Source organism: Nocardia sp. NPDC101769, from assembly GCF_044766925.1.
In the GTDB taxonomy this organism is placed as follows: domain Bacteria; phylum Actinomycetota; class Actinomycetes; order Mycobacteriales; family Mycobacteriaceae; genus Nocardia.
Genome location: NZ_JBIWMX010000004.1, coordinates 78,376 through 103,768, shown reverse-complemented (window position 1 = coordinate 103,768; position 25,393 = coordinate 78,376). Strand labels below are relative to the sequence as shown.

General features: G+C 69.7%; 26 protein-coding genes and 1 pseudogene. 14 read left to right on the top strand and 13 right to left on the bottom strand.

Features of this window, described 5'->3' with window-relative positions; genetic code table 11:
• Positions 1 to 107: 107 nt before the first annotated feature.
• From ACIRRA_RS09045 to ACIRRA_RS09010, 8 genes are all read right to left on the bottom strand, one after another.
• A complete protein-coding gene (locus ACIRRA_RS09045) occupies positions 108 to 1,940 on the bottom strand; it encodes a phosphoenolpyruvate carboxykinase (GTP) (protein WP_402765155.1) in 1,833 nt (610 codons plus the stop codon).
• A 96-nt stretch (positions 1,941 to 2,036) separates the two neighbouring features.
• Entirely contained in the window at positions 2,037 to 2,357 is a 321-nt protein-coding gene (locus tag ACIRRA_RS09040; RefSeq protein ID WP_402765153.1) for an ArsR/SmtB family transcription factor, read from the bottom strand.
• A 129-nt stretch (positions 2,358 to 2,486) separates the two neighbouring features.
• Positions 2,487 to 3,965 carry an NADH-quinone oxidoreductase subunit C gene (locus ACIRRA_RS09035; protein ID WP_402765150.1) on the bottom strand — a complete coding sequence of 493 codons (1,479 nt, stop codon included), beginning with the start codon at positions 3,963 to 3,965 and terminating at the stop codon, positions 2,487 to 2,489.
• Positions 3,962 to 5,428, bottom strand: coding sequence for a proton-conducting transporter membrane subunit (locus ACIRRA_RS09030; protein ID WP_402765148.1), 1,467 nt, complete (start codon positions 5,426 to 5,428; stop codon positions 3,962 to 3,964). The genes ACIRRA_RS09035 and ACIRRA_RS09030 overlap by 4 nt, the downstream gene beginning before the upstream one ends.
• The gene (locus ACIRRA_RS09025; protein WP_402765145.1) at positions 5,425 to 6,087 is read right to left on the bottom strand and encodes a hypothetical protein; all 663 of its coding nucleotides are present in this window, start codon (positions 6,085 to 6,087) and stop codon (positions 5,425 to 5,427) included. The genes ACIRRA_RS09030 and ACIRRA_RS09025 overlap by 4 nt, the downstream gene beginning before the upstream one ends.
• Complete coding sequence (locus tag ACIRRA_RS09020; RefSeq protein ID WP_402765910.1) at positions 6,084 to 7,040, bottom strand: respiratory chain complex I subunit 1 family protein; 957 nt, start codon at positions 7,038 to 7,040, stop codon at positions 6,084 to 6,086. Before ACIRRA_RS09020 ends, ACIRRA_RS09025 begins: the two co-directional genes overlap by 4 nt.
• Before the next feature lie 5 nt (positions 7,041 to 7,045).
• Positions 7,046 to 9,025, bottom strand: a complete 1,980-nt coding sequence (locus tag ACIRRA_RS09015; RefSeq protein WP_402765143.1) for a proton-conducting transporter membrane subunit — start codon at positions 9,023 to 9,025, stop codon at positions 7,046 to 7,048.
• Positions 9,022 to 9,498 carry an NADH-quinone oxidoreductase subunit B family protein gene (locus tag ACIRRA_RS09010; protein ID WP_402765141.1) on the bottom strand — a complete coding sequence of 159 codons (477 nt, stop codon included), beginning with the start codon at positions 9,496 to 9,498 and terminating at the stop codon, positions 9,022 to 9,024. Before ACIRRA_RS09010 ends, ACIRRA_RS09015 begins: the two co-directional genes overlap by 4 nt.
• A gap of 180 nt (positions 9,499 to 9,678) precedes the next feature.
• On the opposite strand from ACIRRA_RS09010, the gene ACIRRA_RS09005 reads away from it, so the two are divergent.
• Positions 9,679 to 10,491: an alpha/beta fold hydrolase gene (locus tag ACIRRA_RS09005; RefSeq protein WP_402765138.1), complete on the top strand. Its 813-nt coding sequence runs from the start codon at positions 9,679 to 9,681 to the stop codon at positions 10,489 to 10,491.
• A gap of 35 nt (positions 10,492 to 10,526) precedes the next feature.
• On the top strand, positions 10,527 to 10,874 hold the full coding sequence (locus ACIRRA_RS09000) for a zinc ribbon domain-containing protein YjdM (RefSeq protein ID WP_402765136.1): 348 nt from the start codon (positions 10,527 to 10,529) through the stop codon (positions 10,872 to 10,874).
• Between the two features lie 18 nt (positions 10,875 to 10,892).
• Here the strand turns inward: ACIRRA_RS09000 and ACIRRA_RS08995 are convergent, their stop codons facing one another.
• The gene (locus ACIRRA_RS08995) at positions 10,893 to 11,468 is read right to left on the bottom strand and encodes a TetR/AcrR family transcriptional regulator (RefSeq protein ID WP_402765133.1); all 576 of its coding nucleotides are present in this window, start codon (positions 11,466 to 11,468) and stop codon (positions 10,893 to 10,895) included.
• A gap of 103 nt (positions 11,469 to 11,571) precedes the next feature.
• Entirely contained in the window at positions 11,572 to 12,702 is a 1,131-nt protein-coding gene (locus tag ACIRRA_RS08990; protein ID WP_402765130.1) for an agmatine/peptidylarginine deiminase, read from the bottom strand.
• A gap of 315 nt (positions 12,703 to 13,017) precedes the next feature.
• On the opposite strand from ACIRRA_RS08990, the gene ACIRRA_RS08985 reads away from it, so the two are divergent.
• The 5 genes from ACIRRA_RS08985 to ACIRRA_RS08965 all read left to right on the top strand — a co-directional run bounded on the left by ACIRRA_RS08985 (position 13,018) and on the right by ACIRRA_RS08965 (position 16,796).
• Positions 13,018 to 13,746 carry a maleylpyruvate isomerase family mycothiol-dependent enzyme gene (locus ACIRRA_RS08985; protein WP_402765128.1) on the top strand — a complete coding sequence of 243 codons (729 nt, stop codon included), beginning with the start codon at positions 13,018 to 13,020 and terminating at the stop codon, positions 13,744 to 13,746.
• A gap of 60 nt (positions 13,747 to 13,806) precedes the next feature.
• Positions 13,807 to 14,538 carry a hypothetical protein gene (locus ACIRRA_RS08980; protein WP_402765126.1) on the top strand — a complete coding sequence of 244 codons (732 nt, stop codon included), beginning with the start codon at positions 13,807 to 13,809 and terminating at the stop codon, positions 14,536 to 14,538.
• Positions 14,539 to 14,598: 60 nt separating this feature from the next.
• Positions 14,599 to 15,108 (top strand): winged helix-turn-helix transcriptional regulator, encoded by a 510-nt coding sequence (locus ACIRRA_RS08975; protein WP_402765124.1) that lies wholly within the window; start codon positions 14,599 to 14,601, stop codon positions 15,106 to 15,108.
• Between the two features lie 102 nt (positions 15,109 to 15,210).
• Complete coding sequence (locus ACIRRA_RS08970; protein WP_402765121.1) at positions 15,211 to 15,726, top strand: SRPBCC family protein; 516 nt, start codon at positions 15,211 to 15,213, stop codon at positions 15,724 to 15,726.
• Positions 15,726 to 16,796: an LLM class flavin-dependent oxidoreductase gene (locus ACIRRA_RS08965; protein WP_402765118.1), complete on the top strand. Its 1,071-nt coding sequence runs from the start codon at positions 15,726 to 15,728 to the stop codon at positions 16,794 to 16,796. The genes ACIRRA_RS08970 and ACIRRA_RS08965 overlap by 1 nt, the downstream gene beginning before the upstream one ends.
• Before the next feature lie 74 nt (positions 16,797 to 16,870).
• Here the strand turns inward: ACIRRA_RS08965 and ACIRRA_RS08960 are convergent, their stop codons facing one another.
• Both ACIRRA_RS08960 and ACIRRA_RS08955 read right to left on the bottom strand, forming a co-directional pair.
• Positions 16,871 to 17,893, bottom strand: coding sequence for a DUF6745 domain-containing protein (locus tag ACIRRA_RS08960; RefSeq protein ID WP_402765115.1), 1,023 nt, complete (start codon positions 17,891 to 17,893; stop codon positions 16,871 to 16,873).
• A 42-nt stretch (positions 17,894 to 17,935) separates the two neighbouring features.
• Positions 17,936 to 18,253 (bottom strand): hypothetical protein, encoded by a 318-nt coding sequence (locus ACIRRA_RS08955; RefSeq protein ID WP_402765113.1) that lies wholly within the window; start codon positions 18,251 to 18,253, stop codon positions 17,936 to 17,938.
• 241 nt (positions 18,254 to 18,494) lie between these two features.
• On the opposite strand from ACIRRA_RS08955, the gene ACIRRA_RS08950 reads away from it, so the two are divergent.
• From ACIRRA_RS08950 to ACIRRA_RS08930, 5 genes and pseudogenes are all read left to right on the top strand, one after another.
• Positions 18,495 to 19,445 (top strand): STM4015 family protein, encoded by a 951-nt coding sequence (locus ACIRRA_RS08950; RefSeq protein ID WP_402765111.1) that lies wholly within the window; start codon positions 18,495 to 18,497, stop codon positions 19,443 to 19,445.
• Entirely contained in the window at positions 19,442 to 20,572 is a 1,131-nt protein-coding gene (locus ACIRRA_RS08945; protein ID WP_402765109.1) for an STM4014 family protein, read from the top strand. Before ACIRRA_RS08950 ends, ACIRRA_RS08945 begins: the two co-directional genes overlap by 4 nt.
• A gap of 10 nt (positions 20,573 to 20,582) precedes the next feature.
• Complete coding sequence (locus tag ACIRRA_RS08940) at positions 20,583 to 21,416, top strand: STM4013/SEN3800 family hydrolase (RefSeq protein ID WP_402765106.1); 834 nt, start codon at positions 20,583 to 20,585, stop codon at positions 21,414 to 21,416.
• Entirely contained in the window at positions 21,413 to 22,750 is a 1,338-nt protein-coding gene (locus ACIRRA_RS08935; protein WP_402765104.1) for an STM4012 family radical SAM protein, read from the top strand. Before ACIRRA_RS08940 ends, ACIRRA_RS08935 begins: the two co-directional genes overlap by 4 nt.
• Before the next feature lie 6 nt (positions 22,751 to 22,756).
• Positions 22,757 to 23,578, top strand: a pseudogene (locus ACIRRA_RS08930) (STM4011 family radical SAM protein); the annotation flags it as partial.
• A 13-nt stretch (positions 23,579 to 23,591) separates the two neighbouring features.
• Here the strand turns inward: ACIRRA_RS08930 and ACIRRA_RS08925 are convergent.
• Complete coding sequence (locus tag ACIRRA_RS08925; protein ID WP_402765907.1) at positions 23,592 to 23,735, bottom strand: DUF6374 family protein; 144 nt, start codon at positions 23,733 to 23,735, stop codon at positions 23,592 to 23,594.
• Positions 23,736 to 23,970: 235 nt separating this feature from the next.
• Between ACIRRA_RS08925 and ACIRRA_RS08920 the strand changes: the two genes are divergently transcribed.
• Both ACIRRA_RS08920 and ACIRRA_RS08915 read left to right on the top strand, forming a co-directional pair.
• The gene (locus tag ACIRRA_RS08920; RefSeq protein ID WP_402765101.1) at positions 23,971 to 24,384 is read left to right on the top strand and encodes an SRPBCC family protein; all 414 of its coding nucleotides are present in this window, start codon (positions 23,971 to 23,973) and stop codon (positions 24,382 to 24,384) included.
• A gap of 120 nt (positions 24,385 to 24,504) precedes the next feature.
• Positions 24,505 to 25,392: an RNA polymerase sigma-70 factor gene (locus tag ACIRRA_RS08915; RefSeq protein ID WP_402765099.1), complete on the top strand. Its 888-nt coding sequence runs from the start codon at positions 24,505 to 24,507 to the stop codon at positions 25,390 to 25,392.
• Position 25,393 lies beyond the last annotated feature (1 nt).

Sequence of the window (25,393 nt, the reverse complement as noted above, 5' to 3'; positions counted from 1 at the left end):
CCGACGGCGTCCTCGAGAGTATGCACACCAGTGATGCCCCGGGCGGTCAGGCGAGACATCCGCACCTGACCGCCCGGGCATCCGACAGCTCCGCCGCGAGGGCACCGTCAGAGCGCCTCGGCGACGCGCAGTTTCAGGGCGGCGAGTTCGGCCCGCAGGGCGTCGGGCAGACGGTTGCCGCCGATGGTGGCGTACCACTCGTCGATCGATTCCAGCTCGCGCACCCATTCGTCGGTGTCGATGGTCAGGGCGGCGTCGACCAGGGTGCGGTAGCCGTCGCCGAGTCCATCGAGATCGAGCGCGGCGGCGGTGGGCACGAAGCCGATCGGGGTGCGCTCGGCCGGAGCGGTGCCGTCCAGCCGTTCGAGCGCCCACTTCAGCACGCGCACATTGTCGCCGAAGCCGGGCCACAGGAACTTCCCGTCGGCGCTGCGGCGGAACCAGTTGACCTGGAAGATCTTCGGCAGCTGGGCGCCCGCGCGCTCCCCCATCGCCAGCCAGTGCGCGAAGTAGTCGCCCACGTGGTAGCCCAGGAACGGCAGCATGGCCATGGGATCGCGGCGCACCACGCCGACCTTGCCGGCCGCGGCGGCCGTGGTCTCCGAGGACAGCACGGAGGCGGTGAACACCCCGTGCGCCCAGTCGAAGGATTCGGCGATGAGCGGGATGGTGGTGGCGCGCCGGCCGCCGAAGAACAGCGCCGAGATCGGCACACCGCGTGGGTCGTTCCATTCGGGGGCCACCGACGGGCACTGCTCGATCGGGGTGCAGTAGCGCGAATTCGGGTGCGCGGCCGGGGTTTCCGAGCCGGGAGTCCAGTCCTTGCCGTGCCAGTCGAGGAGGTGGGCCGGGGGCTGCTCGGTCAGGCCCTCCCACCACACGTCGCCGTCGTCGGTGCGGGCGGTATTGGTGAAGATGGAATTGCCCGCGTCGATGGTGGCGATGGCGTTCGGGTTGGTCCGCGAGCTGGTTCCCGGTGCGACGCCGAAGAATCCGGCCTCCGGGTTGACCGCGTAGAGCCGCCCGTCGGCCCCGAACCGCATCCAGGCGATGTCGTCGCCGACGGTCTCGGCCTTCCAGCCGGGCAGGGTGGGCTCGAGCATGGCGAGGTTGGTCTTGCCGCACGAGGACGGGAAGGCCGCGGCGATGTAGTGCGTCTTGCCTTGCGGCGAGGTCAGTTTCAGGATGAGCATGTGCTCGGCCAGCCAGCCCTCGTCGCGGCCGAGGACCGAGGCGATGCGCAGCGCGAAGCACTTCTTGCCCAGCAGCGCGTTGCCGCCGTAGCCGGAGCCGTAGCTCCAGATGGTGCGGGTCTCGGGGAAGTGCGCGATGTACTTGGTCTTGTCGCACGGCCACGGCACGTCGGCCTGTCCCGGGGCCAGCGGCGCGCCCACCGAGTGCAGGCATTTCACGTATTCCGTATCACCGGTGAGCTTTTCCCAGACCTGGGCGCCGGAGCGGGTCATGATCTGCATCGACACCGCGACGTACTCCGAATCGGTGATCTGCACACCGTATTTCGGCTCGGCGGCGTCCAACGGCCCCATGCAGAAGGCGATCACGTACATGGTGCGCCCGGCCATCGCCCCGCGGTAGTGCTCGGTCATCACCGTGCGCATGTCGACAGGATCGACCCAGTTGTTGGTCGGCCCGGCGTCGCTCTCGCGCTCCGAGCAGATGAAGGTCCGGTCCTCCACCCGGGCTACGTCGTCGGGGTCCGAGACGACCCAGAAGGAGTTGGGCTTGGCCGGCAGCGGCACGAAGGTCCCCTTGGCCACCAGCTCGGCGGTGAGCCGATCCCATTCGTCGCGGGAGCCGTCGCAGTAGATGATCCGCTCGGGCGCGGTCAGGTCGGCGACCTCCGCTACCCAGGCCAGGATGCCGGGATGGTCGGTCGGGGCCGACGCGGTGGCGACGGTGGCGGTGGGACGTTCGAGCACGGCGAACCTCTCTTCGTGGAACAACTAGGTTTTTAGTTTAGAAAACACGCAAACAGCGAGGTCGGGTAACCCCGCCGGAACCGACGGGGACCTTCGCTACGCCGGTTGCTCGAGTGCTTCGGCCTGGCCGGCGACGACGCCGGTGAGGATGGTGCGGGCCACCGCGAGCAGTTCCGCCACCTGCGGGGAGGTCAACTCGTATGTCACCGAGAGTCCTTCGCGGCGGGCGGTGACCAGCCCGGCTCGCCGCAGGATCGACAACTGCTGGGACAGGTTCGCGGCCTCCACACCGATCTCCGCGAGCATTTCGGACACAGCATGATTTCGCTGGCTCAGCAGTTCGAGGACCCGGATGCGGACCGGATGGCCCAGTGTCTTGAAGAAATCAGCTTTCATCTGATAGAGCGGCTGTTGCATCCCTGGCACCTGCGAGCCATTCCTTCCATCGGCGGCGAATCATGTGGCGAATGATTCACCCGGTTGATTGCAGAGTTTAGCAAACAGGGCAACCATGACCGGCCGGTCAGCGGTTGTTGCCGGGTCCGGTCACAGATCGTTGCCCGAGTACGACAGGTTGAAACTCTTGTTGACCAAGGGAAAATCCGGCACGATCGTCTCTTTCATGGCCACCGGCAGCGCCGGCCAGTTGAACCAGGACGGATCCACGATCTTGGCCCGGGTGAGCCGATCGGCGTCGTCGACCTCCACCCGGTGCACGATGGTGCCGCGCCAGCCCTCGACGATGCCGACACCGCTGCCCAGCCTGATCCCGGACGCCATCGTGCCCACGAATTCCGTTCCACCGCTGTGGTTCACGACAATGTCGGTGATCAACGCGACCGAGGCGGCGAACTCGTCGCGCCGCACCGTGTAGCGGGCGAGCACATCACCGCCGGCGGCGCCGATCTCCTCGATCGGCAGATCGACGACGGGGTGGTCCACGCGAGCGTCGGTGACCAGGCCGCTCGCGCGTGCCGGATAGCCGAGGCAGCCGAGCGCCCGCGCATCGTCGGCCGCCAGCACACCGGTCCCGGCGAAGCGGTCGTAGACCACCCCGTTGCCGAGGGTCGCCGCGGTCACCTCGGCGAGGTCGCCCGCGATGGCCGCCAGCCGCGCAGGGTCGGGAAGTTCCCGCAGCACCACGCCGCCGGGCCGGATGGCGCCGCGCAGCAGCCGGTTTCCGGTAACCGCGGCATTGAGCCGCAGCAGCTCCTCGCGCAGCCGCAGGGCGTGCGCGTTGGCCAGGCCGAAACCGACGTCATTGGCCAACGCGCCCAGGTCGGCGGCATGGTTGTAGAGCCGTTCGAGCTCGACCAGCAGGGCGCGCAGCCGCTGGGCCGGCTCGGGAACGGTTGCGCCGCAAGCTTCCTCGACCGCGAGGCAATGGGCCAGCGCGTGCGCGGCGGAGCTGTCGCCACTGACTCGTTCGGCCAGTTCTGTCGCGCCGGTGACGGATCGGCCGTGGAAGAGGCGTTCGATGCCGCGGTGGACGTACCACAGCCGGGCCTTGAGCCGCACCACCGTCTCCCCCACCACCGAGAACCGGAAGTGGCCCGGTTCGATCATTCCGGCGTGCACCGGACCGACCGGAATCTCATAGACGCCCTCGCCGCCGACCCTGAGAAATCGCAATTCACCGGAGCCACCGAATTCGGGCACGACCTGCGGCGCGTCGGCCCGCATCGGATGCCAGTCGTCCGGCCAGTGCGCGTGCCGCACCAGCCGCCGCGGCCGGGGATGCCCGCGCAGTCCGATCCCGTACAGATCGAGCATCTCCCGTTCGAAGCGCCCGGCCGGGAACGACATGTACGCCAGCGACGGCAACACCGGATCATGGCCGGGCAGCGGGCACTCCAGCTCTACACGCCGGTCGGGACGGCCGGCCAGGAACAGATGGACCACGCGCAGCGGCGACCGGCCGTCGTCGTGCGCAGCGGCCAGCGCGAGCCGATAGCCCGCCCCCAGCAGTTCCTCGGCGATATCGGCGAGCTCGTCGACGGCGACCAGGCGGCGGATGCGGTTCATCGGGCGGTCACCTGCCCGGCCGCGGTGGTGAACAGGTCGGTGAACGGTCCGGCGGTCAGGCCCAGGGCCAGTGCGGCGGCGATGCCGGCCGCGAGGGCGGTGGCCAGGGTGGCGGGCACCGCGATGGCCGGCGCGCCGGAAGGCGCCGGGCCCAACAGGATTCGGCTGCTGTTGCGAACCAGCGCGGCGAAAGCGATAGCGATCAGCAGCAGCGCCGCGCCCAGTGCCCACGCCAGCCGGGCGTCGGCGAGGGAGCGGGCGATCGCCAGTTCGCTGGCAAACAGAGCGAAGGGCGGCAGTCCCAGCACCGTCACCATGCCGACCGCGAAAGCCGTTCCCAGCAACCGGGATCGGGCCGCCACCGCGGTGATCGAGCGGATGGCGGTGGAGTCGTGGGCGGCCTGCAACGGGCCGGTGGACAGGAACAGCACGGTCTTGCCGATGCCGTGGGCCAGGACGTGCAGCAGCAGTGCGGCGATGGCGAGCCGGGTCCCCGCGGCGGCCGCGACGGCCACCAGGCCCATGTTCTCCATGGACGAGTAGGCGAGCATCCGTTTGACGTCGCGGGTGACGGTGAGCAGCAGCGCCGCGATCGCCAGGGTGAGCAGGCCGAGTGCCAGCAGACCCGTGCGCAGATAGCCGGTTCCGATGGCCTGGTCGGCAACGGCCTTGACCCGCAACACCACCGAGAACGCCACCGCCAGCAGCACCCCGCTCATGAGTGCCGACACCGGTGCGGGCGCCTGGCTGTGGGCGTCGGCGAGCCAGGTGTGAAAGGGCGCGAGCCCGGCCTTGGCGCAGTATCCGATCAGGAGCAGTCCGGCGGCGAGCCGGGTGACGCCGGGATCGAGTCCCGGTGCGCGCGTGAGCAATACGTCGAGATCGAGAGCATGCTCCGGCGGCGCGCCCGCGTTCCGGGCGGCGAAGTACAGCAGCACGGTGCCCAGGAAGGCGACCACGATGCCGACCGAGCAGATCACCACGTACTTCCAGGTGGCCTCCAGTGCGGCCCGGGTGCGGCGGTGGCCGACCAGGAACGCCGTCGCGACGGTGGTGGCCTCCACGGCAGTCCAGACCACGCCGATATTGCCGGCGCATACCGCGACCACCATGGCCGCCAGGAAGGCGGGGACCAGGGCGGCGTAGGCGCGGGCGGCCTTCGCGTCGGTGTGGCCGTGGGCGAGTTCGGCGTCGATGTAGCCGATTCCGGCCCAGGTGGCGAGCGCACCGACGACACCCATGACCGTCAGCATGGTCACCGACAGCCCGTCCACCCGCAGCAGCCCGTCGGCCAGCACCAGCTCGCGGCCGTGCAGCCGGATGCCCAAGGCCACCGCACAACCCAGAACGACGAGCGTGGCGAGGACGGTGAGCACCGCGGTGGCCCGCCGCCATCCGCCGAGCGCGCCGGCGATCGCGGCGAGGACGGGCGCGAGAATGGCGGACATCACGATCGAAGTCATTCGTGCAGCTCCCGCAACTGGTCGAGGTCGGCTCCGCCGAAGGCACGGCGCAACCGGCCGGTGAGAATCCCGATCACCATCACCGCGAAGAAGACATCAAGCGAGACGCCGAGTTCGACGATGAGCGGGACACCGGCGGTGAGCAGGAAGGCGGTGGCCGCGATCCCGTTGTCCAGCATGAGGAATCCCGCCGCCTGGGAGATCGCGTGGCGGCGGGTGACCATGACGAACAGCGCGATCAGAATGACGGCGAAGGCCGCGGGCACGGCGGCGGTCTCCGGTCCGGGTTGCAGGTTCACCAGCGGCCGGGTCACGGCGAAGGCCACCACGGTCAGCACGGCCGCGATCAGCAGGGACGCCGCGGTGTTCACCAGCGGAGTGGCCTCACGGTATTCGCCCCGTTCGGCCCCGACCGCCCGGCCCAACAGCCACGGCAGCACGCCCGCTCGCAGTCCGAGCACGATGCCGCCGACCACCACCAGCGGCAGGTCGCGATGCTGGATGCCCTCGACGATCGGGATCACGGCCAGCGCGCCGCCCTGCACACCCAGTAGCCGGGTGATGGCGTGCAGATCGCGACGCCACACCACGAACACCGCGACCAGCACCAGGGCACCGGCGGCGAAATCGAGCAGGCTGGCATACCCGTTCGCGGTCACGCTCCTCCTCGCGCGGTGAAGAAATTGGCAGCTGTCACCGCGAGCAGGGCGAGCAGGAACGAGCCGGCCAGTAGTTCGGGGACGCGGAACAACCGCAGCTTGGCGATGAACACCTCGGCGAAGGCCAGGGCCACCGCGAGTACGAGCACCTTCACGGCGATGGCCGCGATCCCGAGCCCGACCGCCGCCACGCCGGATGCGCTGCCCGCGATACCCCACGGCAGGAACAGATTCGCCAGCAGGGCCAGCAGCACGGTCAGCCGCATGGCGGCGGCCCATTCGATCAAGGCCAGCCTGGGACCGGCGTACTCGAGGACCATGGCCTCGTGCACCATGGTCAGCTCCAGGTGCGTGGCGGGGTTGTCCACCGGCAGGCGGCCCGTCTCGGCGAGGATCACGATCACCAGCGCGGCGGCGGCCAGCACCGCGCTCAGCGTGGCCACCCGGCCCGGATGGTCGATGGTATTGCGCACCAGCGCACCGAGATTCGAGGACCCGCCCGGAATCGAGAGAGCGAACACCGACAGCAGGATGGTGGGCTCGACCAGCGCGGCGATGACGGTCTCCCGGCTGGCCCCCATGCCACCGAAGGCGGTACCGGTGTCGAGCCCGGCCAGGGTCAGCGCCACCGTGCCGAGAAACAGCAGGCCCACCACGGCGAACAGATCGGCCGCGCCGTCGAGCGGGGACCCGGTCGCGACCAGCGGCGCGACGGCCGCGATCACCAGGGTGGTGCCCGCCAGCACCAGTGGGGCGCAGGCGAAGACGACGGTGGTGCCGGCCGGGATGATGGACTGCTTGCCGAACTGCTTGCGCAGGTCCCGCCACGGCTGCGTGACGCCCGCGCCTGCGCGGCCCTCGGCGCGCGCCCGCACCTGCCGCATCACCCCCGTGACCAGTGGCGCTCCGGCCATCACGCCGCCGATCTGGGCCGCGCCCGCGACATACGACAGCACGGTCATCGCGACACCACCAGCACGATCAGCACACCCAGCGCGCCATAGGCCAGATACAGATGGACGCTGCCGTTGTGGGCGCGGGCCACCGCGGCCGCGACGAGCCGCACCGCGCGCACCACCGGCCGATAGAGCCGCTGCTCGACGGTGTCGGCGATGCGGGCGCGGTAGGCGACCTTCTCGACCAGGTACCGGGATTCGGCCAGCGGGGTGATCTCGATATCGGTGTCGGGGCGCAGCACATCGTCGAAGACCCGCTGCAGAGGTTCGGCGAAAGAGGTTGCGGTGTACTGCATCCGGTGCGTGGGCTGGTCCGCGCCACAGGCCCACAGCGGCAGGGCCGCGGCGGCCGGATTGCGCCGGGCGCGCAGGGCGGCCGCGACGGCGACGGCCGCCACCGCACCGGCCACCACGATCGCGATGACACCTGGTGAGATCGATCCCGCCATTCCGGGCAGCCGGACCGTCCAGCCGAGGCCGGTGAAATCCGCGCTCCGGGTGACCGGCAGCTCCGCGAGGGTGCGGCGCACCACCGGCCCCACCACCATCGGCACGACGGCCAGCACCCCGCACACGCTCGCGCACAACGTCATTCCGGCGATCATCGACGGCGGCGCTTCACGCGCGGCGGCGGCCTCCCCGGAGCGAGCACGCGCCAGGAAGCCGACGCCGAAGGCCTTCACCATGGCCGCGACGCCCAGCCCGGCGGTCAGCGCGACCGCGCCGACCGCGAGCGGCGCAGCCAGGGTGACCACGAGATCACGTTGCGGGCCCGTGTGAATGAGCGACTGCACGAGCAGCCATTCGCTGACGAATCCCGCGCCCAGCGGCAGCCCCGACGCGCCGAGCGCGGCCACGCCGAACAGCGTCGTGGTGGCGGGCATGCGACGCGCGAGGCCACCGAGAAGATCCAGATCACGCAGGCCGGTGGCGGTCAATACCGAACCGGCGCAGAGGAATCCGAGGCTCTTGAAGGCGGCATGCGCCATCAGGTGCAGCAGCGCGGCCGCCATCGCCACGCTGGCGGCGGCGGTGGATCCGGCCGCGCCCAGCAGGGTCGCCGCGCCCAGCGCGAGCGTGACCAGACCCATGTTCTCGGTGGTCGAGAACGCCAGCAGCCGTTTGAGATCCGCGGCCACCGACGCCTGGAGCACGCCGTAGACGGCGGTGATCCCGCCGACGAACACCAGCGCCAGCCCCCACCAGCGCGGGCCCGGTCCGAGCAGTTGCAGATCGAAGCGCACGATGCCGTAGATGCCGAGATTCACCATGGCCGCGCTCATCAGCGCCGACACCGGGCTGGGCGCCTCGGGATGGGCGCGGGCCAGCCAGGCATGCAGCGGCACCAGCCCGGCCTTCGAGCCGAAACCGGCCACGGTGAGCACGAAGACCGCCGTCCGGGCACCGTCGGGTACCGCGGTCAGCGCCGCGAACCGGCCGGCGCCCTGCGCGGCGGCCGAGGCGACCAGCAGCCCCGCCAGGATGGCGGCGAAACCCAGCTGGGTCATGACCGCATAGAACACTCCGGCGGTGCGGGCGGATCGGCGGTGGTGTTCGGCGAAGACCAGGACCATCGAGGCGATCGCCATGGATTCCCAGGCCAGCAGGAACGTGGTGACCGATCCGGCGGCGGGGACCATCAGCATGGCCGCCACGAAGATCGGCAGGACGGCGAGCGGTACCGGGCCCAGGCGCTCACGCCGCGCGTACCCGATCACGTAGGCGCCCACCGGAATCGCCACCGCGCCGGTGAGCAGGAGGAAGAATCCGCCGAGCCGGTCCAGCCGCAAATACACCCCGGACAGCGGCAGCAGCCAGCCCAGCGACAGGGTGCGCGGCGGGCCGAAGAGGCCGGTCAGTCCCGCCGCCACCCCAGCGGCGCCGGTCAGAGCGGTGGCCGCCCCGGTGAGCACCACGCCGGCGCTGTTGTCCCGCAGGGGTATTGCCGGCGGCCTCGCGTGTCTCGCTACGGCCGTCGTCATCGGCCGGTCACCGAGCGCAGCGCGGCCACGATCGCATCGGGTGTGGGCGGGCAACCCGGGATCTCCACATCCACGTCGACCACATCGCCGACCGCCCCGGCGACGCCGTACGCGCCCGTGAATATCCCCTGATTCAGCGCGCAGTCACCACAGGCCACGACCACGCGCGGCGCGGGCGTGGCGGTGTGCGTGCGCCGCAATGCCTCGGCCATGTTCCTTGTCACCACACCGGTGACCAGCAGTCCATCGGCATGCCGGGGCGAGGCCACCAGCCGGGCACCGTAGCGTTCGCCGTCGTATACCGGACCGAACGCGCCGGAGATCTCGAGCTCACAACCGTTGCACGAGCCGGCATCCACGTGTCGCAGTTGCAGTGAACCCCGCAGTAGCGCGGGAACATTCGCGGTCGCAGGCGGCTCCGGTGCGGCCTCGGCCACGCGGCCGATCCGCAGGATGGTCCGCAACCAGCCCATGGCTGTCACCGCCCGCTTCGAACGGTGGGAAGAGCAACCCCTACGAGTACGTCACCCACGGCATGAAGGTTTAGCAGATGCGAGCGCCTTGATCCACTGTTTGCGAAACAATGAAAGAAGTAAATTTCGAACACATGGTACGTTCGGGCGTTCCCAGGACCGCCTAGAGAAAGATCGACTGTGCCCCTCGCCACCCTCAACGGCATCCGACTCAACTACGACGTCACCGGCAGCGGGCCCCTGGTCGTGCTGATCATGGGAACCGGAAGCCCCGGCCGGGTGTGGCGGACGTATCAGGTTCCGGCACTGGTGAAGTCCGGTTTCCGGGTCGCCACCTTCGACAACCGGGGCATCGCGCCATCGGAGGAGAGCGCGCACGGCATGCGTATCGAGGATCTGGTCGCCGACACCGCCGCGCTCATCGAATTCCTCGGCGGCCCAGCCCATGTGGTGGGCACGTCCATGGGCGCACGCGTCACCCAGGAACTCGCGCTGGCGCGGCCGGATCTGGTGCGCCGGGCCGTCATGCTGGCCACCACCGGACGGCCCCATCCGCTGGCGAGCACCCTGAACAAGGGTGAGCAGGCGCTGGCGGCGCAAGGGGTGAAGCTGCCCCCGGAGTACGCGGCCGCCATCAAGGCGATGCTGAACCTGTCGCCGCACACGCTCGAGGCCGATGACCAGGCCCAGCAGTGGCTCGACATCTTCGAGTACTCAGCGACCGCGGAGCCCGCGCCGGGCGTGCTGGCCCAGATGCGGATGGACCGCTCCCACAATCGACTCGCCGACTACGCCCGGATCACCGTCCCCAGCCTGGTCGTCGGATTCGCCGACGATCGCATGCTGCCATCGATTTTCGGCCGGGAGGTGGCCGAGGCGATCCCGAACGCGCGCTTCGTGGAGATCGAGAAGTGCGGCCACTACGGGTATCTGGAACGTCCCGATGAGGTCAACCGCACCATCATCGACTTCCTCACAGGCGTGAACGCCTGAGCCCCAACAGATTCCAACCCCCGAAGGAACCACCAGTGAGCGATACCCTGCCGCCGTGCCCCGACTGTTCGAGCGAGTACACCTACGAGGTGGGCGGGTTGCTGACCTGCCCGGAGTGCGCGCACGAGTGGACCCTCGAGGCCGAGACCGAGGCGGTCGGGGACGGGGTGATCCGGGACGCGGTCGGCAATGCGCTCGCCGACGGCGACACCGTCACCGTCATCAAATCCCTGAAGGTGAAGGGCAGCCCGACCGGCATCAAGGCGGGCACCAAGGTGCGCAATATCCGGCTCGCGCCCGGCATCGGCGATCACGACATCGACTGCAAGGTGGACGGCATCGGCGCGATGCAGCTGAAATCCAGTGTGGTGAAGAAGGTCTGACGGCGGGCCGGGAGCGCGTCAGGGCGCACCGAGTTCGGCGGCGATCGCGCCGGCGAGCAGGGTGCGGGCCCGGTCGAGGGTGAGCGAGCCGCTGTGCCAGCGCTCGCTCAGACCCTCGACCAGGGCGGTGAGGCGTTCCGCGACGGCCGCGGCGTCGAGATCCAGTGGGATGGAACCGGTTTCCTGACCGTGCAGGATGAGCGTCTCCACGTCGGAGTTCCAGGATTCGGTGGTGGCCCGGAGTGGTTCGCGCAGTGCGGGATCGAAGGCCGCGCTGGCACGCAGTTCACCCCACGCGACGCTGTTCTCGCGGACCTCGTCGGTGTCCTGCAGTTCCAGCAGCAGCATCCGCTCGACCTGCGCGCGCGGGTCCTCGAGGTCGGCGAAGGCGGGGTCGGTGTAGGACTCCGCCCGGTGATTGATGTGCTCGAGGGCCGCGCGCAGGATGCCGGCGCGATCCTTGAAGTGGTAGTAGATCAGCGCGGTCGACACCCCCGCGGCGGCGGCCAGTTTCTCGACCCGCAGCCCGCGGACTCCGTCCTGCGCAATGACTCGAACGGCGGCTTCCATGATCTGGGTCTGACGGTCCGACACGATTCCTCACTCTAGAACGATTGCGCGGCCGGTCCGGAACGGGCGGCGTCCCGAACCGGCCGCGCCCCGGCGAATCACAGGCTCCGCCGGGAGCTCGGATACCTCAGTCGACGGGTTCCTGCTGCGTGGTGCAGTGGATGCCACCACCACCGGCCGCGATGGCGTCGATATTGATCTGCACCACGGTCCGATCCGGGAACAGGCGCTGCAGGGTGGACTGCGCCGCCGAATCGGTATTCGGGTCACCGAATTCGGGGGCGATGACGCCGCCGTTGCAGACGTAGAAGTTGATGTACCCGGCGGCGAAGTCGTCGCCCGCGCCCCGGTAGCGCAATTCCGAAGGCGCTTCGAGGGTTTCGATCTCGAGCGGGCGGCCTCGCGCATCGGTCGCATTGTGCAGGATGTCGAGGTGACGGCGGGTCACGTCGTAGTCGAAGGACTCCTCGTTGGTGTCGAGTCCCGCGACCACGACACCGGGGCGGGCGAAGCGGGCATAGAAATCGGTGTGGCCGTCGGTGATGTCGTGCCCGGCGATGCCCGGCAGCCAGATCACCTTCTCGATGCCGAGCAGATGCTCCAGCTCAGCTTCGACGTCGGGCTTCTTCCAGCCCGGATTCCGATTGTTGTTCAGCACACAGGATTCGGTGATCAGCGCGGTGCCCTCGCCGTCCACCTCGAGGCCGCCGCCCTCGAGCACCAGATCGGTATGCACGGTCTCCACCCCGGCGCGGCCGTCGACGACGGTGGCGACCTTGGCGTCACGGCGATGCTGCTGTTTGCCGCCCCAGCCGTTGAAGTTGAAGTCGATGCCGGCCTTGGTGCCGTTGCCCTTCACGAACACCGGGCCCGTGTCGCGCATCCAGAGGTCGTCGAGGTCCGCGACGATGAGCTCGACATTCGCGCCGCCCAGCATGTTTCGCGCCATGTCGAGTTCGTCCTGGCGCACCAGCATGGACACCGGTTCGAAGCGGGCGATGGTGGCGGCGATGGTGGCCAGGTTCTGGCGGACCTGCGGCAGCAGCTGCCTGCCCCAGATGGCTTCGCTCGCGCCGAAGGCCATCCAGGTGCGCTTGTGGGGCGCGCTCTCGTCGGGCATCACCCAGGAGCGGCCGTCCTTGGGCGCGGAGGATGAGGTGTCGCCGCTGAACCACGATGAGATCGGCCTGTCGCAGCCCGCGAGCAGCAACCCGCCCATCGTCAAAATCCCGGATCGCATGAACCGGCGTCGTTGCATCTCGCAATCTCCTTGTGTGAGGGGCACGGCGCGGCGTTTCCCTCTCCGGCGCGCTGAATCCGCTGAACCCGCTGGTAGAGCGGCCGTCCGCACACAACGACCCCGAGCCGGGCACCAAGGACTGTATTCCTGACTGAATTTTCAGTCAAGAGATGCGACGCGGGGTCACCCGACATGGGCGGGCCCAGCGCGCGCACCCGGGATCGGCGGAGCCATTTGACGAAAGCCGTATATCTTTGCGCGCCAGTGCCATTCGCCATGGAACCCGCCCTAGGGTGGCCCTGACGACGATCGGCGACAGGAAGGAAGCAGGTGGTGGCAGGCACGGGCTGGCTGGAACCGATCGAGGAGTCCACGCGGCGGTTCCTCGCGACGGTCGACACGCTCACCGACGACCGGATCGGCGGCGACTCGCTGATCCCGCCGTGGACCCGCGGCCATGTCATCGCGCACGTCTGCCGGGCCGGGGACAGCCTGGTGCGGCTGCTGACCTGGGCCCGCACCGGCGTGGAGACCCCGCAGTACGCGAGCATGGCGGCGCGGGCCGCCGAGATCGAGGCGGGCGCCGCGCGAGCGGTGGCCGAACAACTGGCCGATGTGGCCACCGGCGCGCAGCGTTTCGCCGACGCGGTGCGGCTGCTGCCACCCGAGGCGTGGGAGCGGACCGTCCGGCCGCGCACCGGGGAATTGCGGACGCCGGAGACGCTGGTGCCGATGCGGTTGCGGGAATTGGAGATTCACCACGCCGACTTGAATGCCGGATATTCGTTCTCCGACATTCCCGACTCCGCGGCGCGCTGGATTCTCGACGATATCGCCGACGCGCTCTCCGGCCGAACGCCCGACGGCCCGGCCCTGCGGCTGCGAGCCACCGACAGCGACTTCCGCCGGGAGCTGAAAGGCGCCGGGCACGCGGCGCCGATCGGCATCACGGGGACGCAGGCCGACCTGCTCGGCTGGCTCAGCGGCCGGATTCCCGCCGCCGCAACCGGCCTCACCGCCGCGGGCGCCGACACCGTGCCACCCGCCCCGGCCTGGATCTGACCACCCGAATTCGGTCATCTCGCTCCCGCCCGGCCCCGACGCCGGTCAGACTCGAAAGCTATGACCACCGCCCGCATCACCGCCACCATGGCCGCCATCCTCGTGATCACCGGCGCCGGGGCTGTCGCAACAGGTCCGGCCGCGGTGCCCGCGCGGGCATACGGACCGGCGTCGTGCGTTCCGGGGAATCCCACCCAGCCCACCTCCGAGCTGTTCGCCGCCACCAATACCGCCACCATCACCGACCCGGCCGACCTCCGGCTGAGCGACCGGTTGTCGCAGTTCGAGCTGGAGGTGGACGCGACCGCGCTCACCGAACTCGCGCTGCCCGTCGGCTCGGAACTGCTCGACGGGGTGTTCTGGTCCTCGGACACGGGGGCGGCCACCTACGAGCGGTCCCGCCAATTCCAGCTGGCCTGTACCGATTTCAAGAATCTGTGCTGGGTCGCCGACGACCTGCGGGTGCGCTACAACCAGGAATCGGTGCTGACCTTCGAGTACCTGCCCGGCGACGACGTCCGCGCCAATGGCTTCACCGTCACCGTCCCGGGCATCGACCGCACCCGCTTCCGCGATGCCCTGGTCGCGGATCCACAGGTGCGTGACCGGCTCGGCGGCGGATCGGTCACCGAATCGGGCGATCTGGTGCTGGTGGCCGACCGCGCCGATCAGGATCTGGTGCGGAATTTCGTGACCGGACTCGGCGGTGACTGGAACGACGGCCAACTCCGTTACGGCGATCGCGAATTCGTTCACGGCACCGGCACGGCCGCTCTGGCGTGCCAGCTGTAATCGCCTGATGGCATCGCTGTCATCTGCATGGTCCTATGGTGAGACCAGTATCCTCGGGGAATGAAGCGTACGTCGTTCGCGCGGTGGCCCTGCTCGGTCGCCCGGACCATGGATCTGCTCGGCGACTGGTGGACGCCGCTGGTGCTGCGTGAAGCCTTCTACGGGGTGCGGCGATTCGACGAGTTCCAGCAGGAATTGGGGATCGCCCGCAATACCCTCAGCGATCGGCTCAAGCGGCTGGTCGAGGAGGGGCTGCTCGAAAAGCGGCCGTACCACACCGAACCCACCTGGTACGAGTACGTGCTGACCGAGAAGGGCCGCGACTTCTGGGATGTGCTGCTGGTGATGTCGCGGTGGGGCGACCGCTGGCTGGCCGACGCGGACGGGCCCCCGGTGATCCTGAACCACGCCGCGTGCGGGCACGACACTCAACTCAAGGTGGTGTGCGAGCACTGCGATCAACCGGTGCCGATCGAGGAGTCTCGGCTGCGCATGGGCCCCGGCTATCCCGAGCGGCTGCGCGAGCGGCCGGAAATCCAGGCGCGGTTCGCGCGGCAGGAAACCGAGTAGTCACTGTCCCAATTCCGGGTAGTGCCCGGAAATCATGCGTTGACCTGCATCATCTATTTATGCAACCATCGAGCCAGTAGCAGTTTCACAGCGAGGTGACGCATGGAGTGGACCGGCGCGAAGTATGCCGATGGACCGACGGCGCAGGCCGAGATCTGGATCGACGCGACGCCCGAGGCGGTGTGGGCGCTGGTATCGGACATCGCGCTGATGCCGGAGATGAGCGCGGAACTGCAATCGGCGCACTGGGTGCGGCCGGACACCCCGCCCGGCGTGGGCAGCACCTTCGTGGGCACCAGCCGGCACGAGGCGCTGGGCGAATGGTCTACGACTTCCCATGTCGTGGAATGGAATCCGCCGCGCGCCTTCGCCTGGGCGGTGAGTGATCCCGAGAACCCCTCGGCCACGTGGCGTTTCACCGTCGAGTCCGCGGCCGGCGGCACGACTCTGCGGCAGTGGGTCCGGATGGGCCCCGGCCGGTCCGGGCTGAGCATCGCCATCGAGGCCATGCCCGAGAAAGAGGAGAAGATCGTGTTCGTCCGCATGCGGGAATTCGAGGCCGCCATGCAGGCCGTGGTCGCCGACATCAAGCGCCGCGCCGAGGAGGGGACCCGCTGATGCGCACCGCCACCACCGTCGAATTCTCCCGCGACGCCCAGCAGGTCATCGACTTCGTCCGGGAGGCCGAGACCATGGGCCTGGATATCTGCTGGGTCGCCGAGGCCTGGGGCTCGGACGCGCCGTCGGTCCTGGGCTACCTGGCCGCCCGCACCGATCGAATCCTGCTGGGCTCCGGCATCATCCAGGTCGGCACCCGGTCACCGGTGGCCATCGCCCAGGCCGCCCTCACCCTGGCCGAACTCTCCCAGGGCCGCTTCCTGCTCGGCCTGGGCTCCTCCGGCCCGCAGGTCATGGAAGGGCTGCACGGCGTCCCGTTCGCCCGCGCCCTCACCCGCATGCGCGAGACCATCGACGTCATCAAGCAGGCCACGGCCGGCGAGAAGGTCTCCTACCAGGGCGACACGATCCGAATCCCCTTGGACGGCAACAGCAAACCGATGCGGCTGTCGATACCCGCCAACACCGGCATCCCGATCTACATCGCCAGCATGTCCCCCGGGATGCTCGAGCTCACCGGCCGGGTGGCCGACGGCTGGCTGGGCACCAGCTTCGTCCCCGAGGGCTCCCACGCCTACTTCGACCACCTCGACGCCGGCCTCGCCGCCGCGGGCCGCACCCGTGCCGACATCGATGTCTGCCAGGGCGCAGAGGTCGCATTCTTCGACGACGAGGAGGCTGTCACCCGCTACGTCGCCGGCCGAAAACTGGAGCTGGCCTTCAGCATCGGCGGTATGGGCAGCGAGAAGACCAACTTCTACAACGCCGCCTACGCCCGCCAGGGCTGGTCCGACGTCACCGGCGAGATCCGGCAGCGCTGGCAGGCCGGCGACCGCGCGGGAGCAACCGCGCTGGTCACCGACGACATGGTCCTCGCCACCACCTTGATCGGCACCCCGGACATGGTGCGGCGCCGGCTCCGGACGTGGAGCGACGTCGGCGTCGACACCGTCCGCCTCTACCCCGCGGGCGACACCCTCGACACCAAGCTGTCCAACCTCGCCCAGGCCCTGGACCTCGTCGCCGACCTCGACCACACTCCGATCAGCTCGCCCTCGGCCGCCGACTGACAGAGCGCCCGGCCCGGTTTCGGCCAGGGCCACAGTCCCTTCCACGATCACCGCGGCGAGCGGGCTGTCGCGGACTAGGTCTGGCGGACGGGGGCGTAGGTGTCGGCGTCGAGGGTGAAGGTCCAGGCGACGCCCTCTTTCGCGGTGCGGGTGGTGGGTGGGACGCGTAGCCAGTAGGTGCGGTGGGTGCCGTCGGGTTCGGGGGTGGAGTTGACGACCTCGACCATGACGACGTCCTCGTCGTCGGGGAGTTGGATGCGCCAGAGGATGCCGGTCTCGTCGCGGTGGACCGGCTGGGCGCCGGATTCGGCGAGATAACGGTCGTAGCCGAAGAATTCGAGCATGACGCGGCGGAGTTCGGCGTTCTCCTCGGTGCGGATGCGAGCGGCGGTGAGGGAGGTCAGATCGTCGAAGAGCGAAGCGGGGACCGGCATCCCGCGCCAGGCGTGCAGGGCGAAACCGTCGGGGTAGATCAGGGCGGGGCCGTCCTGGGCGTGCAGGCGGCCGGCCTCGTCGCGTTCCAGGCGGTCGGGGCGCTCGCAGAAGACGATGACGTGCTCGAAGGGCCACCACCAGCCCGCAGTGCGGGCGACCCCCGCCAGGCCGGCGAGGCGTTCGCTGTCGGGGAAGGCGGACAGCCAGGCGGCGTCGTGCTGGCCGAGGACGGCATCGAGGAAGACGGCCTGGATGTCGCGCTCGGCCTTGGCGCGTGCCTTCCGGTCGGCGGGATCGACCGCGACCGCGGCATCCACGACGCCGAGGCGGATGCGCTCGGTGAGGGTGCGGGTGGCGTCCCACAGGCGAGCGCCGGTGGCATTCCACAGTTCCGACCAGCCTGCGGGGCCGAGCTGGTCGTGCACACGGCCGCGTTCAGCCGCCCAGGGCCGGGTACGCACCTCGTCGCGAACGCTGCGACCGGGGTCGTCCAGTGCGCGGATAGCGGCGACGGCCGCCAAAGGTGAAGCCACCCAGACATACCGGCTCGGAGCGGCCAGACCGGCGCTGGTATAGGCACGCCGCGCTGCCTCCTCGGCGGCGGCGCGATCGGCGGGTCCGGTGGCGACCGCGACCGCGCGCCACTCGTCCAGAAGCTGCATATGAAATCCCTTGGTTATCAGGCGGATCGGCACCGGGCAGGCTCAGTCGGCGACGATGCGGACTGCGCCGGGGAAGTACTCCCGTTGGCGGATGACGCGGAACCAGCCCTTGGGCAGGGGAATCGGCGCGTGTTCCTCGTGCACCACGCGCCCGCCCTCGGGCAGGAACATCAGTAGCTGGGCACCGGAGCGCAGGAGCCGCCCGGGCGCGGCCACCGCGTGCGCATGCCCGGTCACCTCCCCCAGCGCGAGCACCATGCGCCCGCGCGCATCCCGCGGTTCTGCCGGCACCTCGACCGCGTGCGCCGGCAGCTCCGACTCGGCGATCGGCATGATCAGCACATCTCCCTGACGGAACATGAGGTCCTCCCCGTGAGCACCGGCGCCCCGTGCGTCCGGCTCGCTCTCGAAACTAGCGATGGGGTACGACAGTTCGCGATGGCCGCCGGACGCCCGCGCCATCGCTACGCCGCTGTCGCCGAATGATCGGCGCGCCGAGGGCACTCTCCCGCGCCCCCGCGCCGGTGACCTGTCGGGCGGTCTTGGTAGAACTGGCGGGCAGCACGGACAGATCACAGCCCTGGCGTACGGAGCCCGTCATATGACCATTTCCACCCATCTGCAGGAATTCCACGGCCTTCCCATTGTCGAGTTCCCCGGGGACGCGGCGGAAGTCGCGCTACCCGCGCCGGACGCGGCCGCATGGCGAATCGCCGTCGATCCCTACGGCGATTCGCCGGAGGAGTGGCCGGCGGCCTTCGCGCGCTTCCTCGCGGCGGTGGACACCGCCCGGGTGCGGGCGCTGGTGATCGGGCAGTGGGGCGAGGTATACGACCACAACTCCGATCTGGTGATCGACGAGCTCATCCGGGTGCGGGAGCGGTTCCCGGCGCTGCGCGCGGTCTTCATCGGCGAGATCACCTACGAGGAGGCGGAGATCTCCTGGATTCAGCAGTCGGATGTCACGCCGCTGCTGGCCAATTTCCCCGCGCTCGAGGAGCTTCGGATCCGCGGCGGCGAGCACCTGGCATTCCCGCCGACCCAGCACGCGGCACTCCGCACGCTGGTCGTGGAGACCGGCGGCCTGGGTGGGGACGTGGTGCGCGGGATCGGCGCGAGCTCGCTGCCCGCGCTCGAGCACCTCGAATTGTGGCTGGGCGTATCCAGTTACGGCGGCGACGCCACCGTCGCCGATCTGGCCCCGCTGCTGTCCGGGGACCGGTTGCCGAACCTGACCTCACTGGGCCTGCGCAACAGCGAGATTCAGGACGAGGTCGCCGCCGCGGCGGCCGGTGCCCCCGTGGTGGCGCGCCTGCGGACCCTGGACCTGTCGCTGGGCACACTCGGCGACGAGGGCGCGACGGCACTGCTGCACGGACAGCCGCTCACCCATCTGCACACCCTCGATCTGCACCACCACTTCATCAGTGCCTCCCTGCGGGCGCGACTGATCGCGGCGCTGCCGGGTGTCACGGTGGATCTGTCGGAGGCGGAGGTCGAGAACGACGAAGAGAATCCGGCCGATCGCCGCTACACGGCCGTGGCGGAATGACCGGTGCGGGGGCGACGCGCCTTGCCGTGGTGGGCAATCCGGGCAACCGGCGCGTGACCATGTTCCAGGACGCGGTGCGGCGGGCCGGGATCGCCGAGGCGCGGGTGGTGCCGTGGCTGGATGTGCTGTGCGGGCGCGCCGAATTCGGTGCGGGCGAGCTGGTGCGGCTGGACTCGCCGGGTGAGGATCCCGAGGTCGAGCGGCGGCTGCGGGATGTCGAGGATGCGACGCGGGTCGAGGGCACGGCCGTCTGGTACGAACGATTCATCGCGGCCGCGCGGACGGCCGGTGCGCGGGCACACGCCAGCGGCGCACGGCTGCTCGACGACCCGGACGAGCTGGCGGTGCTGTTCGACAAGCGCCGCTGCCATGCCGTGCTGCGGGAAGCCGGTGTGCCCGTGCCGTTCTCACCGACGTCGGGGACCGTGACGCGAGTGCGCGGCTGGGACGATGTCCGGGAACTCATGACCGCGCACCGGCTGCCGCGGGTATTCGTCAAGCTCGCGCACGGCTCGTCGGCCTCGGGGGTGCTGGCCGTCGAGACCGCCGGTGGCGGCCGGCTCCAGGCGACCACCTCGGTGCTGCGCGATCCGGATGGGCGGCTGTTCAATTCGCTGCGGGTCCGCCGGTACACCACCGAATCCGAGATCGCGGCCATCGTCGACGCCCTGGCGCCGGACGGTCTGCACATCGAACGCTGGCTGCCCAAGGCCTCCCAGCGCGGCCGGAGCGCAGACCTGCGCGTGGTGGTCGTGGGCGGGCGGGCCACCCACGCGGTGCTGCGCACCAGCGCCTCCCCCATGACCAATCTCCATTTGGGCGGCGCGCGAGGCGATCTGGTCGAGGCCCGTGCCGCCATCACCGCCGCGGGCGCCAGCTGGGACGACGCGCTGGCCATCTGTGAGCGCGCCGCCGCCTGCTTCCCGGGATTTTCCCGGGTGGGTGTGGATCTGCTGCCCGCCACCGGCTGGCGGCGCTTCGCGGTCGGCGAGGTCAATGCCTTCGGCGACCTGCTGCCCCGGCTGCGCGGCCTCGACGGGAGCGGTGCCGAGCAGGCCGACACCTACGACACGCAGGTGGCCACGATCCTGTGCCGGATCGGAAGCGAGCAGCATGTCATCGCCTGAGCATCCGAGCGTGAAAACCTGTGCGCCGGACCCGGATATGAACGAGGTGATCGGCCGCGACGACCTGCTGCTGGTCACCCTCGACACGCTGCGGTTCGATGTGGCGGCCGAACTGGCCGCCGCCGGACGGCTGCCGAACCTGGCCCGGCATCTGCCGGGCGGCCGCTGGGAGAAACGGCATGCACCGGGCAGTTTCACCTACGCCTCGCATCAGGCCATCTTCGCCGGATTCCTGCCCACGCCGGCGACGCCGGGCCCACATCCGCGGCTGTTCGCCGCGCGATTCGAGGGCAGCGAGACCACGGCCGGACGCACCTTCGTCTATGACACACCGGATTTCGTGTCGGCGCTGGCCGGGCGCGGATATCACACAGTGTGCATCGGCGGTGTCGGGTTCTTCAACAAGCGTGGGCCGATGGGTTCGGTGCTGCCCGAGCTGTTCGCGGAGAGTCACTGGGACAGCGACTTCTCGGTGGCCTCGCCGACCTCATTCGAAGCGCAGATCGCCCGCGCCGAGGAGGTGATCGCGGCACTGCCCGCCGAGCGGCGGCTGTTCCTGTTCGTGAATGTGTCGGCGCTGCACCAGCCCAACTGGTTCCATCTCCCGGGCGCGACGCGGGAGGCGGGCGACTCGCGTGAGACCCACGCCGCCGCACTGGAATACGTGGACCGGCACATCGGCCGCCTGTTCGCCGCGGCCGCCGGCCGTCGCCGCTGTTTCGCCATCGTGTGCTCCGATCACGGAACCGCTTACGGGGACGGCGGTTTCACCGGGCATCGGCTCGGCCACGAGGCGGTGTGGACGGTGCCCTACGCTCAGTTCTTCCTGGAGAGATCCGCATGACCCCGATTGCCACCAGGCCGCGGCCGTATCAGAGCTACGTCTACGGATATCCGCACAAGACGGCGTACCGGCCGCTCGGTGCGGATCGACCGCTTCTGAGCGAGCTGTGGGCGTCGGAACCGAAGGACGCGTTGTCGCTGTACGCGCACATTCCGTTCTGCGAATACCGGTGTGGCTTCTGCAATCTGTTCACGCGGGTGGGCGCGCCGGAGGATCTGACCACGCGGTATCTCGACGCACTGGAGCGGCAGGCCGGGGCGGCGCGGGCCGCGCTGGGCGACGAACCCGTGCGATTCGCGGCCGCGGCCTTCGGCGGCGGGACACCGACGTTCCTGACCGCCGGTGAGCTGGAACGGCTGTGCGACATCATGGAATCGGTGATGGGCGCGGAGCTGCCGGCGATTCCGCTCTCGGTGGAGACCTCACCCGGAACCGCGACCCCGGACCGGCTGGCCGTGCTGGCCCAGCGCGGCGCGACCCGGGTGAGCATCGGCGTGCAGAGTTTCGTCGACGCCGAGGCGCGGGCCGCGGTGCGGCCGCAGCGGCGCGGTGAGGTCGAGGCGGCCCTGGAAGCGATTCGGGCGGCGCGGATTCCGGTGCTGAACATCGATCTGATCTACGGCATCGAGGGGCAGACCGAGGCGACCTGGCAGACCTCGCTGGACGCGGCGCTGGCCTGGCGGCCCGAGGAGCTGTACCTGTACCCGCTGTATGTCCGGCCGCTGACCGGGCTCGGGCGGCTCGGCGCGGACGCCGACGCGGACTGGGACGAGCAGCGCCTGCGGCTCTACGCGGCCGGCCGCGACCGGCTACTGGCAAACGGCTACGAGCAGCGGTCGATGCGCATGTTCCGGCGGATCGACGCGCCGGCTGCCGGGCCGGACGATTACGCCTGCCAGACAGACGGAATGATCGGCCTGGGCTGCGGTGCCCGGTCCTACACGTCGGGGCTGCACTATTCGTTCGACTATGCGGTGGAGACCCGCGAGGTCCGCGGCATCATCGACGCCTATACGCGGACAACCGATTTCACGCGCGCCGAGGTCGGTCGCCGGATCGACGGCGACGAGGCCCGCCGCCGTCACCTGCTGCAATCGCTGTTGCAGGCCGAGGGGATGGCGGTGGCCGCCTACCGGACGCGATTCGGCGGCGAGCCCACCGACCACTACCCGGCCGAGCTCGCCGAGTTCACCGAATCGGGTTGGCTGGACCCCGATTCCGGCCCGGAGATACTACGCCTGACGCCCGCGGGCCTGGCTTACTCCGATGCCCTGGGCCCGCGACTGTTCTCGCCCGCGGTGCACGCCGCCATGGCCTCCTACGAACCCCGGTGAGCCGACATGGATCTCACGATTCTCTACCGTGGCCCGCTGTCCTCCTGCGACTATGACTGCCCCTACTGCCCGTTCGCCAAGCGCCGCGACAGTCGCGAGCAGCTGCGCGCCGACCGGGCCGCGCTCGAACGCTTCACCGCCTGGGTCGCCGATCAGCGCCGTGACCGGTTGTCGATCCTGTTCACGCCGTGGGGTGAGGGCCTGGTCCGCTCCTGGTACCGGCGCGCGCTCGTCGAACTGTCCCGGCTGCCGAATGTCGCGCGAGTCGCCATCCAGACCAATCTCAGCTGCCGCACCGACTGGCTCGCCGACGCCCATCCGGACACCGTCGCCCTGTGGTGCACCTACCACCCCGGCCAGACCCCCTACGACCGCTTCGCCGCGAAATGCGCCGACCTGGACCGGCGCGGTATCCGCTTCAGCGTCGGCATCGTCGGCTTCCCCGAGCATCTTCCCGAGGCGCGGCGCCTGCGCGCCGACCTGCCCTCGCACGTCTACCTGTGGGTCAACGCCCCCGAGGGCCACGCCCTCTCCGATTCGGACGCCGCCGCGTGGACCGCCCTCGACCCCCTGTTCCCCTACAGCCGACACCCTCATCCCGCCGCCGGACTCCCCTGCCGCACCGGCGAATCCGTCATCTCGGTCGACGGCGACGGCACGGTCCGCCGCTGCCATTTCGTCCGCACCGAACTGGGCAACCTCTACGACGGCAGCTACCGCGCCGCGCTGCACCCCCGCCCGTGCCCGCTGTCGGCCTGCGACTGCCACATCGGCTACGTCCACCTCGACACGCTGCCCCTCTACGACGTCTTCGCCGGCGGCATCCTCGAGCGCATCCCTGCTAACTGGGCCTATCCATCTCCTCCAGAAAGATCCGCAACCCCTCCCCGATCTTCCCCGCAGCATTCTCCAACTGCTCCGGCGACAACACCTTCCCGAACGACGCCGCCTTCAGCAATTGCCGCTGCACCTCTTTGAGGTTCATCGTCGCCCAGTCGCGTCGTGAGAGTTCCGGCATGGCCCGGAACGATACCTCGAGTAGAACGTTTGTTCGAGTACGCCGGTTCGATCGCACGCACCTCCCTCACAACGGCAACCGTGAGGCACCCACGGTGACGTGGGGCCTGAGGTGGCCCGCGAATCGCGACACCGCCCGCGTCGGCGCGTTTGCCACCGCCGCAGAATCATCCATGCAGTAGCCGAAAGGAACCCACCCGACCATGGCCTCCATCCGCCACGAGATCGCGATCAATGCCTCGCCGCACCATGTTTGGGAGGTGATCCGTGATATCGGCGCCGTCCACGAACGCCTGCTCCCCGGACGCGTGGCCGGCACCCGGATCGAAGGTGTCCACCGGTTCCTCACCTTCCCCGACGGTCACGTCATCCGGGAACTCATCGTCAGCGTCGACGACGACACCCGCCGTCTGGCCTACTCCGTGGCCGAGGGCTCCCGCCCCCGGCTGGACTATCACCACGCCTGCTTCGAAGTCCGCGCCGACGCCGACCATGCGCGCCTGATCTGGACCACCGATCTCCTCCCCGATTCCGCCGCCCCCGAGGTCCGCATTCGCACGCAGTACGGCATCGCCGAGATGAAGCAGGCCATCGAAGCCTCCGGCGAACCCGGGTGACGCGTTCCGAGACCGCTCACCGGGCAATTCCAAGATCAATTAGGGTCGCGGTGTCACAGATCGCCCGCGCCCGGTGTCTTGTGGACTGACACGGGTCGAGAGTGAGGACAGGAGCCACACATGACCGGGACCACGGCCGCGACCGACGCGTTCGTCGCGCATCGGAATCTGCTGTTCACCGTTGCCTACGAGATGCTCGGCTCGGCGGCCGACGCCGAGGACGTGCTGCAGGAGACCTGGCTCCGCTGGACCGGCGTCGACCTGGACACCGTGCTGGATCAGCGCGCCTATCTGGTGCGGATCACGACGCGCCAGGCGCTGGTGCGGCTGCGCACATTGGGCCGCCGCAAGGAATCCTATGTCGGTCAGTGGCTGCCGGAGCCGCTGCTGACCACGCCCGATGTGGCCGAGGATGTCGAGCTGGCCGAGAGCGTTTCGATGGCCATGCTGCTGGTGCTCGAGACGCTTACGCCGACCGAGCGGGCGGTGTTCGTGCTGCGCGAGGTGTTCGACCTGCCCTACGACGAGATCGCCGAGGCCGTCGACAAGACCTCGGTAGCGGTGCGCCAGATCGCCCATCGCGCCCGCACCCATGTCGCGTCGCGGCGTCCGCGCGAGGCGGTGTCCGCGGCCGAGACCCGCGATGTGCTCGAAGCCTTCCAACGCTCGCTCAATACGGGCGACCTGCAGGGGCTGCTCGATCTGCTGGCCCCCGACGTGGTCGCGCTGGGTGATGGCGGCGGCATCAAACAGGCGCTGCCGCGGCCGATTACGGGCGCGGACCACGTGGCGCGGCTGTTCAGCGTGGGCTGGAAGACCGTCGCCGCGGGCATGGATATCGAGCCGGCCATGGTCAACGGTCATCCGGCGCTGGTCTTCCGGGTCGACGACGAGGTGGACACCGTCCTGGCGATCCGCATCGACAACGGTCTCATCACCGGGTTCTACTCGGTGCGCAACCCGGAGAAGCTCTCGCGCATGACGCAGGAGACCAGCCTGAGCCGGTGAA

What these genes read in the sequence shown, in the direction of transcription:
- ACIRRA_RS09035 (WP_402765150.1), bottom strand. Translation starts at nt 3,965, where the DNA reads ATGAACCGCATCCGCCGCCTGGTCGCCGTCGACGAGCTCGCCGATATC.
- ACIRRA_RS08915 (WP_402765099.1), top strand. Translation starts at nt 24,505, where the DNA reads ATGACCGGGACCACGGCCGCGACCGACGCGTTCGTCGCGCATCGGAAT.
- ACIRRA_RS08960 (WP_402765115.1), bottom strand. Translation starts at nt 17,893, where the DNA reads ATGCAGCTTCTGGACGAGTGGCGCGCGGTCGCGGTCGCCACCGGACCC.
- ACIRRA_RS08970 (WP_402765121.1), top strand. Translation starts at nt 15,211, where the DNA reads ATGGAGTGGACCGGCGCGAAGTATGCCGATGGACCGACGGCGCAGGCC.
- ACIRRA_RS08945 (WP_402765109.1), top strand. Translation starts at nt 19,442, where the DNA reads ATGACCGGTGCGGGGGCGACGCGCCTTGCCGTGGTGGGCAATCCGGGC.
- ACIRRA_RS09010 (WP_402765141.1), bottom strand. Translation starts at nt 9,498, where the DNA reads ATGGGCTGGTTGCGGACCATCCTGCGGATCGGCCGCGTGGCCGAGGCC.
- ACIRRA_RS09040 (WP_402765153.1), bottom strand. Translation starts at nt 2,357, where the DNA reads ATGCAACAGCCGCTCTATCAGATGAAAGCTGATTTCTTCAAGACACTG.
- ACIRRA_RS08955 (WP_402765113.1), bottom strand. Translation starts at nt 18,253, where the DNA reads ATGTTCCGTCAGGGAGATGTGCTGATCATGCCGATCGCCGAGTCGGAG.
- ACIRRA_RS08920 (WP_402765101.1), top strand. Translation starts at nt 23,971, where the DNA reads ATGGCCTCCATCCGCCACGAGATCGCGATCAATGCCTCGCCGCACCAT.
- ACIRRA_RS08975 (WP_402765124.1), top strand. Translation starts at nt 14,599, where the DNA reads ATGAAGCGTACGTCGTTCGCGCGGTGGCCCTGCTCGGTCGCCCGGACC.
- ACIRRA_RS08950 (WP_402765111.1), top strand. Translation starts at nt 18,495, where the DNA reads ATGACCATTTCCACCCATCTGCAGGAATTCCACGGCCTTCCCATTGTC.
- ACIRRA_RS09030 (WP_402765148.1), bottom strand. Translation starts at nt 5,428, where the DNA reads ATGACTTCGATCGTGATGTCCGCCATTCTCGCGCCCGTCCTCGCCGCG.
- ACIRRA_RS08990 (WP_402765130.1), bottom strand. Translation starts at nt 12,702, where the DNA reads ATGCAACGACGCCGGTTCATGCGATCCGGGATTTTGACGATGGGCGGG.
- ACIRRA_RS08965 (WP_402765118.1), top strand. Translation starts at nt 15,726, where the DNA reads ATGCGCACCGCCACCACCGTCGAATTCTCCCGCGACGCCCAGCAGGTC.
- ACIRRA_RS09015 (WP_402765143.1), bottom strand. Translation starts at nt 9,025, where the DNA reads ATGACGACGGCCGTAGCGAGACACGCGAGGCCGCCGGCAATACCCCTG.
- ACIRRA_RS08925 (WP_402765907.1), bottom strand. Translation starts at nt 23,735, where the DNA reads ATGAACCTCAAAGAGGTGCAGCGGCAATTGCTGAAGGCGGCGTCGTTC.
- ACIRRA_RS08935 (WP_402765104.1), top strand. Translation starts at nt 21,413, where the DNA reads ATGACCCCGATTGCCACCAGGCCGCGGCCGTATCAGAGCTACGTCTAC.
- ACIRRA_RS08980 (WP_402765126.1), top strand. Translation starts at nt 13,807, where the DNA reads ATGACCACCGCCCGCATCACCGCCACCATGGCCGCCATCCTCGTGATC.